This is a genomic window from Streptomyces sp. NPDC088254 (genome assembly GCF_044740925.1).
In the GTDB taxonomy this organism is placed as follows: domain Bacteria; phylum Actinomycetota; class Actinomycetes; order Streptomycetales; family Streptomycetaceae; genus Streptomyces.
Genome location: NZ_JBIURQ010000010.1, coordinates 130,175 through 146,289, shown reverse-complemented (window position 1 = coordinate 146,289; position 16,115 = coordinate 130,175). Strand labels below are relative to the sequence as shown.

Sequence of the window (16,115 nt, the reverse complement as noted above, 5' to 3'; positions counted from 1 at the left end):
GGCGACTCCTTCCGTGCTCCGCCTACCGGGTCAGCTGTCGGGTTCGGGCGGGTGCTTCGGAAGGGTTGCCCTACGGCCGCGCCCTTGCGGGGGGCGGGCGGCCGATTCACCCCAAGGTCTCGGTGGGTCCCCGGCTCCGGCTGCCGCGAGGGCGCGCGCCGGACTCGGCGGAGGCCGCGCGGTCCGGCGGGGTTCGCCGGTGGGGGGGCGTACGGCCTTCCGGGCACGGTAGCCAACTGCTGTGACCCCTGTGAAGGTTGAGGGGTGATATGCCCCGATACATTTCCGTGACTCTCGGTCAGGTCTCTGGCGTTCTGTGACTGATGTGGAGGATAGATGTTCTTTCTCATGTTCTGGGCAGATTGATCCTGCATGTCCATGCCCGCCGGGTGGTGATGTTCCCGGGACGGCGGCGGGTTGTCGGTGCGGCACCCTAGACTCGGAGAGCGATGAGCAGCCTCTTTGACGACAGCTTCCTGGCGGACCTCCAGGCCCCGCGCGGCCACGAGGAGGAGCCCCCGCCTCCGCCCGAGGACGATCACACTCCGGAGTCGGTTCCGGACGATCTGTTCGGCGGGAAGTTCGACGTGCCCCCGGACCGGGACGCCCACTACCGCGACGGCGCCCCCCGCCCGGTCATCGACGCCGCCGCGCTCCTGGAGGGGCTCAACGACAACCAGCGCGCCGCCGTCGTCCACGCCGGCGCGCCGCTGCTCATCGTCGCCGGGGCGGGCTCCGGCAAGACGCGCGTGCTGACCCACCGCATCGCCCACCTTCTCGCCGAGCGGGACGTCCACCCCGGGCAGATCCTCGCGATCACCTTCACCAACAAGGCCGCGGGCGAGATGAAGGAGCGCGTCGAGCAGCTCGTCGGCCCGCGCGCGAACGCGATGTGGGTGATGACGTTCCACAGCGCGTGCGTGCGCATCCTGCGCCGTGAGAGCAAGAAGCTCGGCTTCACCTCGTCGTTCTCGATCTACGACGCCGCCGACTCCAAGCGTCTGATGGCCCTGGTCTGCCGCGACCTGGACCTCGACCCCAAGCGCTACCCGCCCAAGTCCTTCAGCGCCAAGATCAGCAACCTGAAGAACGAGCTGGTCGACGAGGAGGACTTCGCCGCCCAGGCCGCCGACGGCTTCGAGAAGACGCTCGCCCAGGCCTACGCGATGTACCAGTCGCGGCTGCGCGAGGCGAACGCCCTCGACTTCGACGACCTGATCATGACGACGGTCAACCTGCTCCGCGCGTTCCCCGACGTCGCCGAGCACTACCGCCGCCGCTTCCGGCACGTCCTGGTCGACGAGTACCAGGACACCAACCACGCCCAGTACGCCCTGGTCCGCGAGCTGGTCGGCACCCCCGAGCACCCCGTCGACGTGCCGCCGAGCACGTACGACGTGCCGCCGGCCGAGCTGTGCGTCGTGGGCGACGCCGACCAGTCGATCTACGCCTTCCGCGGGGCGACCATCCGCAACATCCTCCAGTTCGAGGAGGACTACCCGGACGCGACGACGATCCTGCTGGAGCAGAACTACCGCTCCACCCAGACGATCCTGTCCGCCGCCAACGCGGTCATCGAGCGCAACGAGTCCCGCCGCCCCAAGAACCTGTGGACCAACGCGGGTGAGGGCGCGCGCATCACCGGCTACGTCGCCGACACCGAGCACGACGAGGCGCAGTTCGTCGCCGACGAGATAGACCGCCTCACCGACGCGGGCGACGCGAAGGCCAAGGACGTCGCCGTCTTCTACCGCACCAACGCGCAGTCCCGTGTCTTCGAAGAGGTCTTCATCCGCGTCGGCCTGCCCTACAAGGTCGTCGGCGGCGTCCGCTTCTACGAGCGCAAGGAGGTCCGGGACGTCCTGGCCTACCTGCGGGTCCTCGCCAACCCGGAGGACTCGGTGCCGCTGCGCCGCATCCTCAACGTGCCCAAGCGCGGCATCGGCGAGCGCGCCGAGGCCATGATCGACGCCCTGTCCCAGCGCGAGAAGATCAGCTTCCCGCAGGCCCTGAAGCGCGTCGACGAGGCCTACGGCATGGCCGCGCGGTCGACCAACGCCGTGAAGCGGTTCAACGTGCTGATGGACGAACTGCGCACCATCGTCGAGTCGGGCGCGGGACCGGCCACGGTGCTGGAGGCGGTCCTCGAACGCACCGGGTACCTGGCCGAGTTGCAGGCCTCCACCGACCCGCAGGACGAGACTCGCATCGAGAACCTCCAGGAACTCGCGGCCGTGGCCCTGGAGTTCGAGCAGGAGTCGGGGGAGAGCGAGACGCCCGCCTCGCTCGCCGAGTTCCTGGAGCGGGTCGCGCTCGTCGCCGACTCCGACCAGATCCCCGACGAGGACGAGGACGGCTCGGGCGTGATCACACTGATGACCCTGCACACGGCCAAGGGCCTGGAGTTCCCGGTCGTCTTCCTCACCGGCATGGAGGACGGCGTCTTCCCCCACATGCGCGCCCTCGGCCAGACCAAGGAACTGGAGGAGGAGCGCCGCCTCGCCTACGTCGGCATCACGCGTGCGCGTGAGCGGCTGTACCTCACGCGGTCGGCGATGCGCAGCGCCTGGGGACAGCCCTCGTACAACCCGCCCTCCCGGTTCCTGGAGGAGATCCCGGCCACGCACGTCGACTGGAAGCGCACCGGCGCGACCTCGCCCCTGTCCTCCGGGGGCCCGGCGTCCTCGGTGGCGGCCTCGCTGTCGTCGTCGCGCTCCCGCTCCTCGGCGGCCGGCGCGTCCGGCTTCGCCACGCGGCGCACGGCGGAGAAGCCGGTCGTCTCCCTGGCCGTCGGCGACCGCGTCACCCACGACCAGTTCGGGCTCGGCACGGTCGTCGCCGTGAAGGGCACGGGCGCGAACGCCGAGGCCACGATCGACTTCGGCGACGTCAAGCCGAAGCGGCTGCTGCTGCGGTACGCGCCGGTGGAGAAGCTCTGACATGACGGAAAGCCCCCACCGCGACGGAGTCCGTCACGGCGGGGGCTCACCGAAAGGTGGTGCCGGGAGGCGCCTACGTCGGGTCCAGACCGTGGCTGCGCAGCCACGAAAGCGGGTCGATCGAGCTGCCCCCGCCCGGCCGCACCTCGAAGTGCAGGTGGGGACCGGTCGAGTTGCCGGAGTTCCCGGAGTACGCGATCGGCTCGCCGGCCTTCACCTTGGTGCCGGAGGAGACGCGGTAGCTGGAGAGGTGGCAGTACCAGGTCTCCGTGCCGTCTTTCGCCGTCAGGATCAGCATGTTGCCGTAGGCGACGTTGTACTGCGTGCGCACGGTTCCGTCGGTCGCGGCCATCACGGTCGTGCCGTAGGAGACCGGGAAGTCGATGCCGGTGTGCTGGGACATCCAGTTGATGCCGGACTGGCCGTACAGGGCGCTCAGCCCGTGCGCGGCGACCGGCAGGGCGTACTTGGGGCGCAGCCGCTCCTTGCGGGCCGCCTCCGCGATCGCCTTCTTGCGGTCGGCCTCCTGCTGCGCTTTGAGGTCGATGCGCTCCTGGGTACGGCTGACGCGGTCGCCGAAGTCGTCGGCCTCGGCGCTCAGCGTCTGGAGCTGGGCGTCCAGCTTGTTGTTGGCGGCGGACGGCTTCACCGGCTGCGCCTCGGCGGCGGACGCCGTGGTCTCCGTGTCGTCACCGCCGGTCAGCGTGCCGACGGAGGCGGCGGCGATGCCGGCGACGCCCATCACGCAAGCCGAGGGCACGGCCACGGTGAGGAGCGCGGAGCGCCTCGCGGGCGAGCGGCGCCGGGAGCGGTTGGCGGCGCGGGCGGCGACCCGGGAGGCGGGGGCCGGAGCGGTCTCCTCCTGGTCGTCGAGGAGCGCTTCGTCGGGCACGGCGGTCAGCTCACCGGTGGCGGCGGGGTCGCCGTCGTCGTAGGCGAGAGCGTCGTCGTGAGCGCCGTTCTCGTCGTAATCGCCCGTCTCTTCGTACGTACCCGGCTCGTCGTAGTCGTGTGCGCCCGGCTCGTCGTAGGCGACGGCTTCGAAGGTGGCGGTGGCCTGCTGGTCGAACGGCACCTCGTGCTGGTGCTCGTACTCCTCGGCGCCCGGAGCGGGGACAGTGCCGTCGGAGTTCCACTGCGTGGCGTCATAGGCGCCGGTGTCGAAGGCCTGCGTGCCCCATTCCCACTGCTGGGTCTGGTCGGCCGGGCCGCTCGACCGGTCGGGCTGCTGCCAGGCGCTCGCGTCCCACTGGCCGCTTATGTCGGGGGCCGGGGACTGCTGCGGGACGGCCGACAGCTGCTGGTCCGTGGACCAGGCGGTCGTGTCGTAGGCCCCCGTGTCGTAGGCGGCGTGGTGCTGGGCCGCGTACGGGTCGTGGTTCAGGGCGTGGTGGCTGCCTGTCGCCCAGTGCGTGGCGTCGTACGCGCCGGTCGCGGAGCCGTCGTCCGGCAGGACGCCGTAGAGGGGGTCGGCCGCGTAGTGCCCGGAGGACTGGGTGCCCTGGTCGACGGTGCCGGCGTCGAAGCCCTGGTACGGAGTGAAGCCGTCGTACGGAGCCTCCTGGATGCCGTAGGACGCGTAGTGCGCGGAGTCGGCGTCGGAAGCCGGAGCCGGGGTGGTCATGGTCCCCGACGGATGACGGTCGTTCACCAACTTCTCTCTCGCCTCGACAACAGGGGCTGCCAGAGCAGTGCGGCGACTGTACCCGGCGGTATGCGGGCGCGACAATCTTCCGCAGGTTTCGTGCCCGAGTGAAAGGGGCATTCGGCCCTGTTTCGGGGGAGGGCGGGCGCGGGTTTGGCCCTATGTTCGAAAATTGTTCGATGTCGTACGACCGCCGGGGCGGTCGCAGGGCGGTCTGGTCCGGTCGTCAGGCGACCGTCAGGCCGTCCGTGTGCGGGGCTGCCGCCGCGGCCGCCGCACGGTCGAGGTCGAGGGCCTGCCGTATCCCGGTCGCCACGGCCGGATGGACGGGCAGCGCGAGATGGCCGATGCCGCTCACCTGGACGTTCTGCGCGCGGAGGTCGGGGTGGTCGAGACGGGCACTCTCCAGCGGGACCATCAGATGGTCCAGGTCGCTCCAGAAGCTGACGAAGTTCGTCCGGCACCCGGGGGCGGGGCGGGACAGCTCCTCCATGACCTCGGATTCGGGGCGCATCTGGCGCACTATGGGGTGCGCGTTCGCCAGCGGCGCCACCCGCGTGCCGGCGTGCGGGGTGCCGAGCGTGACCAGCGTGCGCACCCGGCTGTCGCCGCCGAGGCACTGCACGTAGTAGCGGGCGATCAGACCGCCCAGGCTGTGCCCCACGACGTCCACGCGGCTGCTGCCCGTGCGCTCGCAGATCTCCTCGATGTGCCGTCCCAGCAGCTCGGCCGCCGTGCGGATGTCGCAGGTCAGCGGGGAGTAGTTGAGGGACTCCACGCGATGCCTGCCGTGCTGGGCGAGGCTGCGGCGCAGCAGCACGAACACCGAACGGTTGTCGATGAAGCCGTGCAGCAGGACGACAGGGGGCGCGGCCTGGGTCGGCAGCCGGGCCGGATCGCTCGCGTCGTCCGCGGTGGGCAGCGGCGGGACGACCTGTCCGCGGCGCTCCTGGACGATGCCGGAGGGGTACAGGAGGAGGTGCCCGGCGAGGATCGCGAGCTCCAAGGCCGTCGCCTTGAGAAGCGTCACGGAGAGCCCCGCCAGTCTGCTCGGCAGCAGACGCTGACACAGCGGAAACAGGGGCTCCAACGCCCGGGTGACCTGCATGGCCGACCTCCTGTCGGCACGCTGGGGACGCCTCTGTCCCCCGTGTGCCCTCGTGGAAGTCGCGGTGCGGGCCTCTCGGCCCGCCGGGCGCGCGCCGCCACGGCGCGCCTTGCGCCTCGGCGGTGCGGCGACCTCGTGTGCGGCTCCCGGTGCGCGAGTACCCCCCTGATGCGGAAGGAACCCCGCGCGGCGAACGTATACGTGTCCCATCGTGTGATTTCCCCCTCGCCGCATCCCAGAAACTGCCGGGTGCGGGATGCTGGAGATAACGTTCGTTCACTTCGAAATGGCGTCATGGAGGCAGTGATGGGTGTGGCAGCCGGTCCGATCCGCGTGGTGGTGGCGAAGCCGGGGCTCGACGGCCACGATCGTGGAGCCAAGGTGATCGCGCGCGCTCTGCGCGACGCCGGCATGGAGGTCATCTACACCGGCCTCCACCAGACACCCGAGCAGATCGTCGACACCGCGATCCAGGAGGACGCCGACGCGATCGGCCTGTCGATCCTCTCCGGGGCGCACAACACGCTCTTCGCCGCCGTGATGGAGCTGCTCCGGGAGCGGGACGCGGCGGACATCCTCGTCTTCGGCGGAGGGATCATCCCGGAGGCGGACATCGCGCCGCTGAAGGAGAAGGGCGTCGCGGAGATCTTCACGCCCGGGGCGACGACGACGTCCATCGTGGAGTGGGTGCGGGAGAACGTGCGGCAGCCGGCGGGGGCGTAGGGCTGCCTTGCTGGGGCGTGGGGGCGTCTCTTGGGGCGGTTCGTGTGCGGGGCCGGAGGCGGCGCGGCTTCCCCCGGATGGGTGCGGGCGTCGTGATCGGTGCCGTCATGCCGGGCCGGGCTCCTGTGTCGTGGTCGGCTCCGCCGTCCGCAGTTCCGCCGCCATCACCGCCCGCAGCCGCAGCGTCGTGCCCAGTCGCTGGAACGCCTCCGTCCAGTAGCCGCCGGCTCCGGGCGACGCGTCCTCCGGTTCGTCCGGGGCCGTGAGCAGGCTGTCCAGGCGGGACGCCTCAGCCGGGTCGAGGCAGCGCTCCGCCAGGCCCATCACCCCGCTGAAGCTCCACGGGTAGCTGCCCGCGTCACGCGCGATGTTCAGCGCGTCGACCACCGCCCGCCCCAGGGACGCGGCCCAGGGCACTGCGCACACGCCGAGCAACTGGAACGCCTCCGACAGGCCGTGTGCCGCGATGAAGCCGGCCACCCACCCGGCCCGCTCGTCCACCGGCAGCGTCTCCAGCAGTCTGGCCCGCTCGGCCAGCGAGACCGCGCCCGGGCCGCCCGCGCCGGGTGCCGACGGGGGCCCCAGCAGCGCCCGCGACCAGGCGGCGTCCCGCTGCCGTACCGCCGCCCGGCACCACGCGGCGTGCAGCTCGCTCGTCCAGTCGTCGGCGACGGGCAGCGCCACGATCTCCTCGGGCGTACGACCGCCCAGGCGTGCGGGCCAGGCGGCGAGCGGGGCCGCCTCCACCAGCTGGCCCAGCCACCACGACCGCTCACCCCGGCCCGACGGCGCCTTGGCGGCCACGCCGTCGCGTTCCATGGCCGCGTCGCACTCGTGCGGCGGCTCCACGACGAGCGTCGGTGCGTCACGGGTGTGGTCGAGGGCCACGCACGCGCCGGCCCGGACCGCCATCCGTGCCGCGAGCGCCGAGCCGGGCAGCGCCGACAGCAGCTCCGCCGCCGTCGCCCGGACGTTGCGGCTGCGGTCGGCGAGGGCCTGCTCCAGGAACGGCTCGTCCCGCGGTCCCAGGCCGGTGCGCAGCGAGTCGAGGAACATCAGCCGGTCCTCGGCGCGCTCCGTCGGCCAGGTGGCCGCGAGCAGGGTGCGGGCCGCGTCGGCGTCGCGGGCGCGCAGCGCCGCGAGGAGGGCTACCCGCTCGGCGAACAGCCCCTCCCGCCAGAGTGCTGTCACCCGGTCCGGTTTCTCCGGCCCCGGCAGGGACGCGCCTGCGCCGGGCGTGGTGCGCAGGGCGAACCGCCAGTTCGGGTTGAGCCGTGCCAGCCACAGGGCGCGTGACCCCGCGAACTCCAGGACCGCCGGACGCAGGTCCGTGCGGGCCCTCGCCGCGTCGAGCAGGGCGGGCAGTGTCTCGGCGGGCGGGGCGAAGCCGTGGCCGTTCGCCGCCGCGAGCCATTGGGGGAGCAACTCCATGAGGTCGGGTGCGCTGCCTCTGCGGCCGCCTCCGCCCGCGTTGGGGCGGTCGGCCAGGAGAAGGGCGAGTCGGCGGGCTGCGGGGGCGGGCAGTCGGGGGCGGGGGTCGGTGGGGGCCGGCTCGAGGCGGGGCGCCGCACGGCCCGGCTGGAGGCCGGCTCTCCGGCGTACGGTCTCGGCGGCGGCGGCGTCCAGCAGGGCTTTCGGGTGGGCTGTGGGGTGGGCTTGGCCGGGGGTGGGCTTACGCCGGTCTGTGCCCAGGAGGGCTGCGGTGAGGAGGTCTTGCCAGGTGGGTGGGGTGTGCGGGGCGTCGGTCATGGGCGGGGTCGGCTTTCCGTGTGGCCCGGAGGTGGGGCGGGTGGCCGGTGTGCTGGTGCTGCCGGGGTGGGGGGTGACCGGCGTTGCCGGGTGCCGCTGCGCCCACCCGTGCCGCCCCGGCGGCACGGCTGTACGCGGCTGAGTGGGTCAGCACAGGAGGGTCGGGGGGTTTGGGGGTGGGGGCCAGGCCGTCAGGGGGGTGAAGCCCTGGTGGCCGCAGGTGCCGAAGATCTTCAGGGGGGTGCCGGAGGAGAGGGCGATCAGGCGCCACAGGGCGGGGCGGGCGACGGCGGCCGGGGTGAGGGGGAGGGCCGTGTCGCCCTCGGCGTCCGCCAACTGCCAGGAGTCCCCGGTGGGGGTCGGTATGACGTCGTCCAGGGTGACCGGGACGGAGTCCAGCCAGGGGTCGTCGCGGAGGGCGTCGCCGTAGCGGGTGGTCGCCTCGGAGGGCGTCATGCCGGGTGGGCGGACGTCGGCCGGGACGGGTGGGGCGAACCGCTCCCCGAGGGAGGCCCGGAGCCGTCCGGCATCGGGGTGGCCGGGATGGAAGGTCAGTTCCGCGTCCAGGGTCGTCCCGACCGGCAGGGACAGCTCGGGGGCGCGGCCGGCCGCGCCGTAGGAGAGGAGGAGCGCAGTGCGGGACGAAGCGGCGCCGTGCAGCCAGATGCGGCGGGTGGTCAGCTTGGCGTCACCGGTGTCGTACTGGGCGAGGACCAGCCAGTCGTCGCGCAGCGGGGGGCCGGTCGGCGTGGAGGGCAGGCCGACGCGGGTGCGGACGCCGGCGGCCAGGGCGTCCGGCAGCTGCGCTCGCCGCAGCCAGCCCTGGTCGAGGAGGTGGAGCAGCGCGCATTCCTCCAGCAGCCGCGCCGGCCAGCCGGGCCCCGAGGAGGGGATCGCCCCCAGCTCCCGGACCCGCGAGGCCAGCCCGGGCGCCTGGGCGTCGACCATGCGGGCCGCCGTCTCCTCCCACAGTCCGTATCCCGACTGCTCGGCCGTGGCGAGGCCTGAGCGCAGGAGGTCGGTGAGCCGCTGCTCCAGCTCCGTCACCCCCGCCGTGATCCGCTCGGCGCGCCGCTCCGCCCGCCGCCGCGCCCCCTCCGGATCGGCGGGCCCGGTCCCGGAACCAGGTGAGCCCGCCGCCCGTTTCTCCGGCGGGTGGTCGCGCCGCGCCGCAGTCCACCGCTCGGCCCAGTCCGGCGCCCGCCCCGGGGAAGCCGTCACCTCCCCGCCGGACCAGAGCAGCAGCAGCCCCAGCGCGTGCTTGCACGGCAACTTACGGCTCGGACAACTGCACGAATACGCCGGACTCGACGCCTCCCTGACGTCGACCACCGTCCGGTACGGCGAGCCGCCGCTCCCCTTGCACACCCCCCACACCGCCCCCTCCTCCGCACTCCCCGTCTCCGACCACGGACCTGCCGTGCCGAGTTCGCTTCCCGCTGCGCGTGACGTGGCGTCAGGCGCCAGTGCCAGCACCTGCTCCGCAGTCCAGCGCACCCCCTGCTGAGTCATGCCGTCGAAGGTAGATCCCGCCACTGACAATCGGCCCGGCTGCGACCTCCGCGAGCACGTTTGCGCAGGTCACATCGCATTGTCAGTGCCGTGGTGCACGGTGGACACCAGATCCGGACCGGTCGAACCGAAGGGGGGCCCAGACATGTTCGTGGGACCGAGTGAGCGGCGCCCGGCCGACGTGCTGCGGCCGCACGCCGAGGCGGCCTTCGCCGAAGAGCTCGCCGCGCTCGCGGCGCAGGACGACCGCCCCCGCCCGGCCCGCTGGAAGCTGTCGCCGTGGGCGGTCGCCACCTACCTCCTCGGCGGGACGCTGCCCGACGGCACGGTGATCACACCGAAGTACGTGGGGCCGCGCCGCATCGTCGAGGTCGCCGTCTCCACGCTGGCCACCGACCGCGCCCTCCTCCTGCTGGGCGTGCCCGGTACGGCGAAGACCTGGGTGTCCGAGCACCTGGCGGCCGCGGTCAGCGGTGACTCCACGCTGCTCGTGCAGGGCACGGCGGGGACGCCGGAGGAGGCCATCCGCTACGGCTGGAACTACGCGCGGCTCCTCGCGCACGGCCCGAGCCGGGACGCCCTCGTCCCCAGCCCCGTCATGCGGGCGATGGCAGAGGGGAGGACGGCGCGCGTCGAGGAGCTGACCCGCGTCCCGGCCGACGTGCAGGACACGCTGATCACGATCCTGTCGGAGAAGACGCTGCCGATACCGGAGCTGGGACAGGAGGTGCAGGCGGTCCCCGGCTTCAACCTGATCGCCACCGCCAACGACCGCGACCGCGGGGTCAACGAGCTCTCCAGCGCCCTGCGCCGCCGCTTCAACACGGTGGTGCTGCCGCTGCCCGCCAGCGTCGAGGCCGAGGTCGACATCGTCGCGCGCCGCGTCGACCAGATCGGCCGCTCGCTCGACCTGCCGGCCGGGGCGGACGGCATCGACGAGATCCGCAGGGTCGTCACCGTCTTCCGTGAACTGCGCGACGGGATCACCGCCGACGGCCGGACGAAGGTCAAGTCGCCGAGCGGCACGCTGTCGACGGCGGAGGCCATCTCCGTCGTCACCGGCGGACTCGCCCTGGCCGCCCACTTCGGCGACGGCGTCCTGCGCCCGGCCGACGTCGCCGCGGGCGTCCTCGGGGCCGTCGTCCGCGACCCGGCCGCCGACCGGGTGGTGTGGCGGGAGTACCTGGAGGCGGTGGTGCGCGAGCGGGACGGCTGGACCGACTTCTACCGCGCCTGCCGGGAGGTGAGCGCATGAGCGCGAGCCGCCGCGCCCACGGCGTCCGAGGCCCGCACACGCCCGCGTGGGGCCGACGGCGGCGCGCGTCCGAGTGCGGCGGTCCGGCCTGGGCACGCAGGCGGGGGAGGCCGGGATGACGGACGTCGCGAAGCGGCCGCTGCTGCTCGGCGTGCGGCACCACGGGCCCGGTTCGGCCCGGGGGGTGCGGGCCGCCTTGGAGGCGGCCCGGCCCCGGACGGTGCTGATCGAGGGCCCGCCGGAGGCCGACGCGTTGATCGCGCTGGCCGCCGACGAGGACATGCGCCCGCCGGTCGCGCTCCTCGGGCACGCCGTGGACGAACCAGGACGGTCGGCGTTCTGGCCGATGGCCGAGTTCTCCCCGGAGTGGGTCGCCCTGCGCTGGGCCCTGGAGCACGGGGTGCCGGCCCGGTTCATCGACCTGCCCGCCGCCCACTCGCTGGCCTGGGACAAGGAGGAGGAGACGGAGGACGGGGGAGCCGGGGACTTGCGCGTCGACCCCCTCGCGGCGCTCGCCGCCGCCGCTGGTCACGACGACCCCGAGCGCTGGTGGGAGGACGTCGTCGAACACCGCTCGGCGGGGGAGGGGGACCCGTTCGCGCCCTTCGCCGCGCTGGAGGAGGCCATGACGGCGCTGCGGGACACGTATGACGGCACCGGCGTCGACGACGACAGGGACGGCCTGCGCGAGGCGTACATGCGGCTCCGGTTGCGGGCGGCGCTGCGGGAGCACGGGGCCGGCGGGGTGGCCGTGGTGTGCGGGGCCTGGCATGTGCCCGCGCTGCGGCGGCGGACCACCGTCGCGGCCGACCGGGCGCTGCTGAAGGGGCTGCCCAGGGTGAAGGCCGACCTGACCTGGGTGCCCTGGACGCACCGCAGACTGGCGCGGGCCGGCGGGTACGGCGCGGGCGTCGACTCGCCTGGCTGGTACGGGCACCTGTTCGCCGCGCCGTACCGGCCGGTGGAGCGCTGGCTGACGAAGGTCGCGGGCCTGCTGCGGGAGGAGGACCGGATCGTGTCCCCGGCGCACGTCATCGAGGCGGTCCGGCTCGCCGAGGCGCTGGCCGCGCTGCGCGGCCGTCCGCTGCCCGGCCTGGGCGAGACGACGGACGCCGTGCGGGCGGTGCTGTGCGAGGGCTCCGACGTGCCGCTGGCGCTGGTTCACGACCGGCTGGTCGTCGGGGACGCGCTGGGGGAGGTGCCCGCCGGGGCGCCGGCCGTGCCGTTGCAGCGCGACCTGCAGAGGACGCAGCGGCGGCTGCGGCTGAAACCGGAGGCGCGTGAGCGGGAGGCGGAGCTCGACCTGCGCAAGGAGAACGACGCCGAGCGCAGCAGGCTGCTGCACCGGCTGAGGCTGCTGCACGTCCCCTGGGGCCGGCCGGCCGCCTCCCGGGGAAGCACGGGCACGTTCCGGGAGACGTGGCGGCTGCGCTGGGAGCCGGAGCTGTCGGTGCGGGTCGCCGAGGCAGGCGTGTGGGGGACGACCGTCCTCGCCGCCGCGACCGCCAAGGCGCAGGCCGACGCCGTCGCCGCGCGGAGCCTCGCCGACGTGACCGCGCTCGCCGAGCGCTGCCTCCTGGCCGGCCTGCCGGACGCGTTGCCGACCGTGATGCGGGTCCTCGCCGACCGCGCCGCGCTCGACGCCGACGTCGGCCACCTCGCCCAGGCCCTGCCCGCCCTGGTCCGTGCCCAGCGCTACGGCGATGTGCGCGGCACCGACACCGGTGCGCTGGCCGGCGTCGCCGCCGCGCTCGCCGAGCGGGTCTTCGTCGGCCTGCCCCCCGCGTGCGCCGCGCTGGACGCCGAGGCGGCCGAGGAGATGCGGCGCCATGTCGACGCGGTGCACGGGGCGGTCGGTCTGCTGGCGGAGACGGCCGGGCCGGGAGAGAGCCGGGGTGACGCCGCCGACGTCCATCGGGGCGGGCTGCGCCCACGGTGGCTGCGGGTGCTGCGCACGTTGTCCGTGCGGGAGGCCGTCGCCGGGGTCGTCCGGGGGCGGGCCGTCCGGTTGCTGCTGGACGAGGGGGAGGTGGCCGACGGGGAGGCGGCCCGGCTGATGGGGATCGCGCTGTCGCCGGGCACGCCGCCTGCGGACGCGGCCGCCTGGATCGAGGGCTTCGTCGAAGGCGGCGCGGGCGGCGGGCTGCTCCTCGTGCACGACGAACGGCTGCTCGCGCTGGTCGACGCGTGGCTCACGGGAGTCTCCGCCGAGGCGTTCACGGACGTGCTGCCGCTGCTGCGGCGGACGTTCGCGGCGTATGGGACGGGAGTGCGCAGAACGCTCGGGGAGCTGGTGCGGCGCGGGCCCGAGCAGCGGGCGGACGTGGTGGGGGCGGCGTCCGGGACACCCGGCTTCGCCGCCGAAGCCGACAGGGAACGGGCGGACGCCGTGCTGCCGGTGGTCCGGCTGCTGCTGGGCGACGACGACCCGGTGGAGGTGGGCGTATGACGAGCGGACCGGCACGGACGCCAGAACCGACGGCGGCCGATCGAAAGAGGGCGGCGGGGGACGCCCCGGCGGAGCGGCTGCGGCGCTGGCGGCTCGTGCTGGGCGGCGACGAGGCGGACGGCACCGGTCACGCGCTGTCCGGGCGGGACGCGGCCATGGACGGCGCGCTCGACGCGCTCTACGGGGACCAGGGAAGGAAGGTGAGGAACGGGGAGGCGCAGCGGTCGGGGCGGGACCGTTCGGCGGGGCTCGGGGCGTCGGCGCCGGCCGTGGCGCGCTGGCTCGGGGACATCCGCGAATACTTCCCCGCCTCCGTCGTCCAGGTGATGCAGCGGGACGCCGTCGACCGGCTCGGACTGTCCGCGCTGCTGCTGGAGCCGGAGATGCTGGAGGCGGTGGAGGCGGACGTGCACCTCGTCGGCACGCTGCTCTCGCTGAACAAGGCGATGCCGGAGACGACGAGGGAGACGGCGCGGGCCGTCGTCCGCAAGGTGGTCGACGAACTGGAGAAGCGGCTCGCCACCCGCACCCGGGCCGCGATCACCGGCGCTCTCGACCGCAGCGCGCGGGTCGCCCGGCCCCGCCACCGCGACATCGACTGGAACCGCACGATCGCCGCCAACCTCAAGCACTACCTGCCGGAGCGGCGCACGCTCGTGCCGGAGCGGCTCGTCGGGTACGGGCGGGCGTCGCGGTCGGTGAAGAAGGAGGTGATCCTCTGCGTCGACCAGTCGGGATCCATGGCGGCCTCGGTGGTGTACGCCTCGGTGTTCGGGGCGGTGCTGGCGTCGATGCGGTCGATCAGCACCCGGCTCGTCGTCTTCGACACGGCGGTCGTCGACCTTTCCGACCAGCTCGCCGATCCCGTGGACGTCCTGTTCGGCACCCGGCTCGGCGGGGGCACGGACATCAACCGCGCGCTCGCCCACTGCCAGGCCCGGATCACCCGTCCGGCGGACACGGTGGTCGTGCTCATGAGCGACCTGTACGAGGGCGGCATACGGGACGAGATGCTGAAGCGGGTCGCGGCGATGAAGGCGTCGGGCGTGCAGTTCGTCGCGCTGCTCGCGCTGTCGGACGAGGGGGCGCCGGCCTACGACCGGGAGCACGCGGCAGCGCTCGCGGCATTGGGCGCGCCGGCGTTCGCCTGCACGCCCGACCTTTTCCCCGAGGTGATGGCGGCGGCGATCGAGAGACGCCCGCTGCCGGTGCCGGACCCGGAGGGCACGGCGGCGCCGCGCGGCTGACCTGCCCCGGAGACTTCGCGGAACCCTCACGGGGTCTCACCGGGGCCACCTCGGCCCGGTGAGGCCCCTCCCTTCCGGCACGGCGTGCCAGTGAGCCCGGCATCATGTGACAGGTATCACCGCTCAGGTGTGACCCGCGATTTAGAGGCCCCCCGGAAGCAGAGATAACCTGCGAGACGGACATGCCGCGCGCTCGGACACCGTGTGCGCTTCCCTTGTGACACAGCGGACGTCGTCACGTTGCCCTTCGCGGCACGCCCACGCATCCAACGAACCGCGATCACTGATAGGGACGGAAGCGCGTGGACCTGTTCGAGTACCAGGCGAGGGACCTCTTCGCCAAGCACGATGTACCGGTGCTGGCCGGTGAAGTCATCGACACGCCTGAGGCGGCGCGCGAGATCACGGAGCGTCTGGGCGGCAAGTCCGTCGTCAAGGCGCAGGTGAAGGTCGGTGGTCGCGGCAAGGCCGGCGGCGTCAAGCTGGCCGCATCCCCGGACGAGGCCGTCGCCCGCGCGACGGACATCCTCGGCATGGACATCAAGGGCCACACGGTCCACAAGGTGATGATCGCCGAGACGGCCCCGGAGATCGTGGAGGAGTACTACGTCTCCTTCCTCCTCGACCGTGCCAACCGCACCTTCCTCTCCATCGCCTCCGTCGAGGGCGGCGTGGAGATCGAGGAGGTGGCGGCCACCCGTCCGGAGGCCGTCGCCAAGACGCCGATCGACGCCAACGAGGGCGTGACCGAGGCGAAGGCCCGCGAGATCGTCGAGGCGGCGAACTTCCCGGCCGAGGTCGCCGACAAGGTCGCCGACGTCCTGGTCACCCTGTGGAAGACCTTCGTCGCCGAGGACGCGCTCCTCGTCGAGGTCAACCCGCTGGCCAAGGTCGCCTCCGGTGACGTCATCGCCCTCGACGGCAAGGTGACGCTGGACGAGAACGCCGAGTTCCGTCACCCCGACTTCGAGGAGCTCCACGACAAGGCGTCGGCGAACCCGCTCGAGGCCGCGGCCAAGGAGAAGAACCTCAACTACGTCAAGCTCGACGGCGAGGTCGGCATCATCGGCAACGGCGCGGGTCTCGTCATGAGCACCCTGGACGTCGTCGCGTACGCCGGTGAGAAGCACGGCGGCGTGAAGCCGGCCAACTTCCTCGACATCGGTGGCGGCGCCTCCGCCGCCGTCATGGCGAACGGCCTGGAGATCATCCTGGGCGACCCGGACGTGAAGTCGGTCTTCGTCAACGTCTTCGGCGGCATCACCGCCTGCGACGAGGTCGCCAACGGCATCGTCCAGGCGCTGCAGCTGCTCAAGGACAGGGGCGAGGACGTCACCAAGCCGCTGGTCGTCCGTCTCGACGGCAACAACGCCGAGCTGGGTCGCAAGATCCTCTCCGACGCCAACCACCCGCTGGTGCAGCGCGTGGACACCATGGACGGCGCGGCCGACAAGGCCGCCGAGCTCGCGGCTGCGAAGTAAGGGACGA

The 16,115-nt window shown here is 73.2% G+C and carries 10 protein-coding genes and 1 riboswitch; of the genes, 6 read left to right on the top strand and 4 right to left on the bottom strand.

Features of this window, described 5'->3' with window-relative positions; genetic code table 11:
* Nucleotides 1-4 precede the first annotated feature (4 nt).
* Nucleotides 5-180: riboswitch (cyclic di-AMP (ydaO/yuaA leader) on the bottom strand.
* A gap of 269 nt (nt 181-449) precedes the next feature.
* Nucleotides 450-2,939, top strand: coding sequence for a DNA helicase PcrA (gene pcrA / locus ACIOC0_RS27685; protein WP_402158420.1), 2,490 nt, complete (start codon nt 450-452; stop codon nt 2,937-2,939).
* Nucleotides 2,940-3,012: 73 nt separating this feature from the next.
* Here pcrA and ACIOC0_RS27680 read toward each other — a convergent pair whose 3' ends face one another.
* On the bottom strand, nt 3,013-4,590 hold the full coding sequence (locus tag ACIOC0_RS27680) for a M23 family metallopeptidase (RefSeq protein ID WP_402158418.1): 1,578 nt from the start codon (nt 4,588-4,590) through the stop codon (nt 3,013-3,015).
* A 220-nt stretch (nt 4,591-4,810) separates the two neighbouring features.
* Nucleotides 4,811-5,692, bottom strand: a complete 882-nt coding sequence (locus tag ACIOC0_RS27675; protein WP_130441205.1) for a triacylglycerol lipase — start codon at nt 5,690-5,692, stop codon at nt 4,811-4,813.
* Nucleotides 5,693-5,998: 306 nt separating this feature from the next.
* Here ACIOC0_RS27675 and ACIOC0_RS27670 point away from each other — a divergent pair, with 306 nt between their 5' ends.
* A complete protein-coding gene (locus ACIOC0_RS27670; protein WP_402158416.1) occupies nt 5,999-6,415 on the top strand; it encodes a cobalamin B12-binding domain-containing protein in 417 nt (138 codons plus the stop codon).
* A gap of 105 nt (nt 6,416-6,520) precedes the next feature.
* Here ACIOC0_RS27670 and ACIOC0_RS27665 read toward each other — a convergent pair whose 3' ends face one another.
* Nucleotides 6,521-8,164 (bottom strand): DUF5691 domain-containing protein, encoded by a 1,644-nt coding sequence (locus ACIOC0_RS27665; RefSeq protein WP_402158414.1) that lies wholly within the window; start codon nt 8,162-8,164, stop codon nt 6,521-6,523.
* A gap of 147 nt (nt 8,165-8,311) precedes the next feature.
* Entirely contained in the window at nt 8,312-9,676 is a 1,365-nt protein-coding gene (locus ACIOC0_RS27660) for an SWIM zinc finger family protein (RefSeq protein WP_402158412.1), read from the bottom strand.
* 145 nt (nt 9,677-9,821) lie between these two features.
* Between ACIOC0_RS27660 and ACIOC0_RS27655 the strand changes: the two genes are divergently transcribed.
* The 4 genes from ACIOC0_RS27655 to sucC all read left to right on the top strand — a co-directional run bounded on the left by ACIOC0_RS27655 (nt 9,822) and on the right by sucC (nt 16,108).
* The gene (locus ACIOC0_RS27655) at nt 9,822-10,931 is read left to right on the top strand and encodes an AAA family ATPase (RefSeq protein WP_402158410.1); all 1,110 of its coding nucleotides are present in this window, start codon (nt 9,822-9,824) and stop codon (nt 10,929-10,931) included.
* Nucleotides 10,932-11,046: 115 nt separating this feature from the next.
* A complete protein-coding gene (locus ACIOC0_RS27650; RefSeq protein WP_402158409.1) occupies nt 11,047-13,380 on the top strand; it encodes a DUF5682 family protein in 2,334 nt (777 codons plus the stop codon).
* The gene (locus ACIOC0_RS27645) at nt 13,377-14,627 is read left to right on the top strand and encodes a VWA domain-containing protein (RefSeq protein ID WP_402158408.1); all 1,251 of its coding nucleotides are present in this window, start codon (nt 13,377-13,379) and stop codon (nt 14,625-14,627) included. The genes ACIOC0_RS27650 and ACIOC0_RS27645 overlap by 4 nt, the downstream gene beginning before the upstream one ends.
* 302 nt (nt 14,628-14,929) lie before the next feature.
* Nucleotides 14,930-16,108, top strand: coding sequence for an ADP-forming succinate--CoA ligase subunit beta (gene sucC, locus ACIOC0_RS27640; protein ID WP_402158406.1), 1,179 nt, complete (start codon nt 14,930-14,932; stop codon nt 16,106-16,108).
* Nucleotides 16,109-16,115 lie beyond the last annotated feature (7 nt).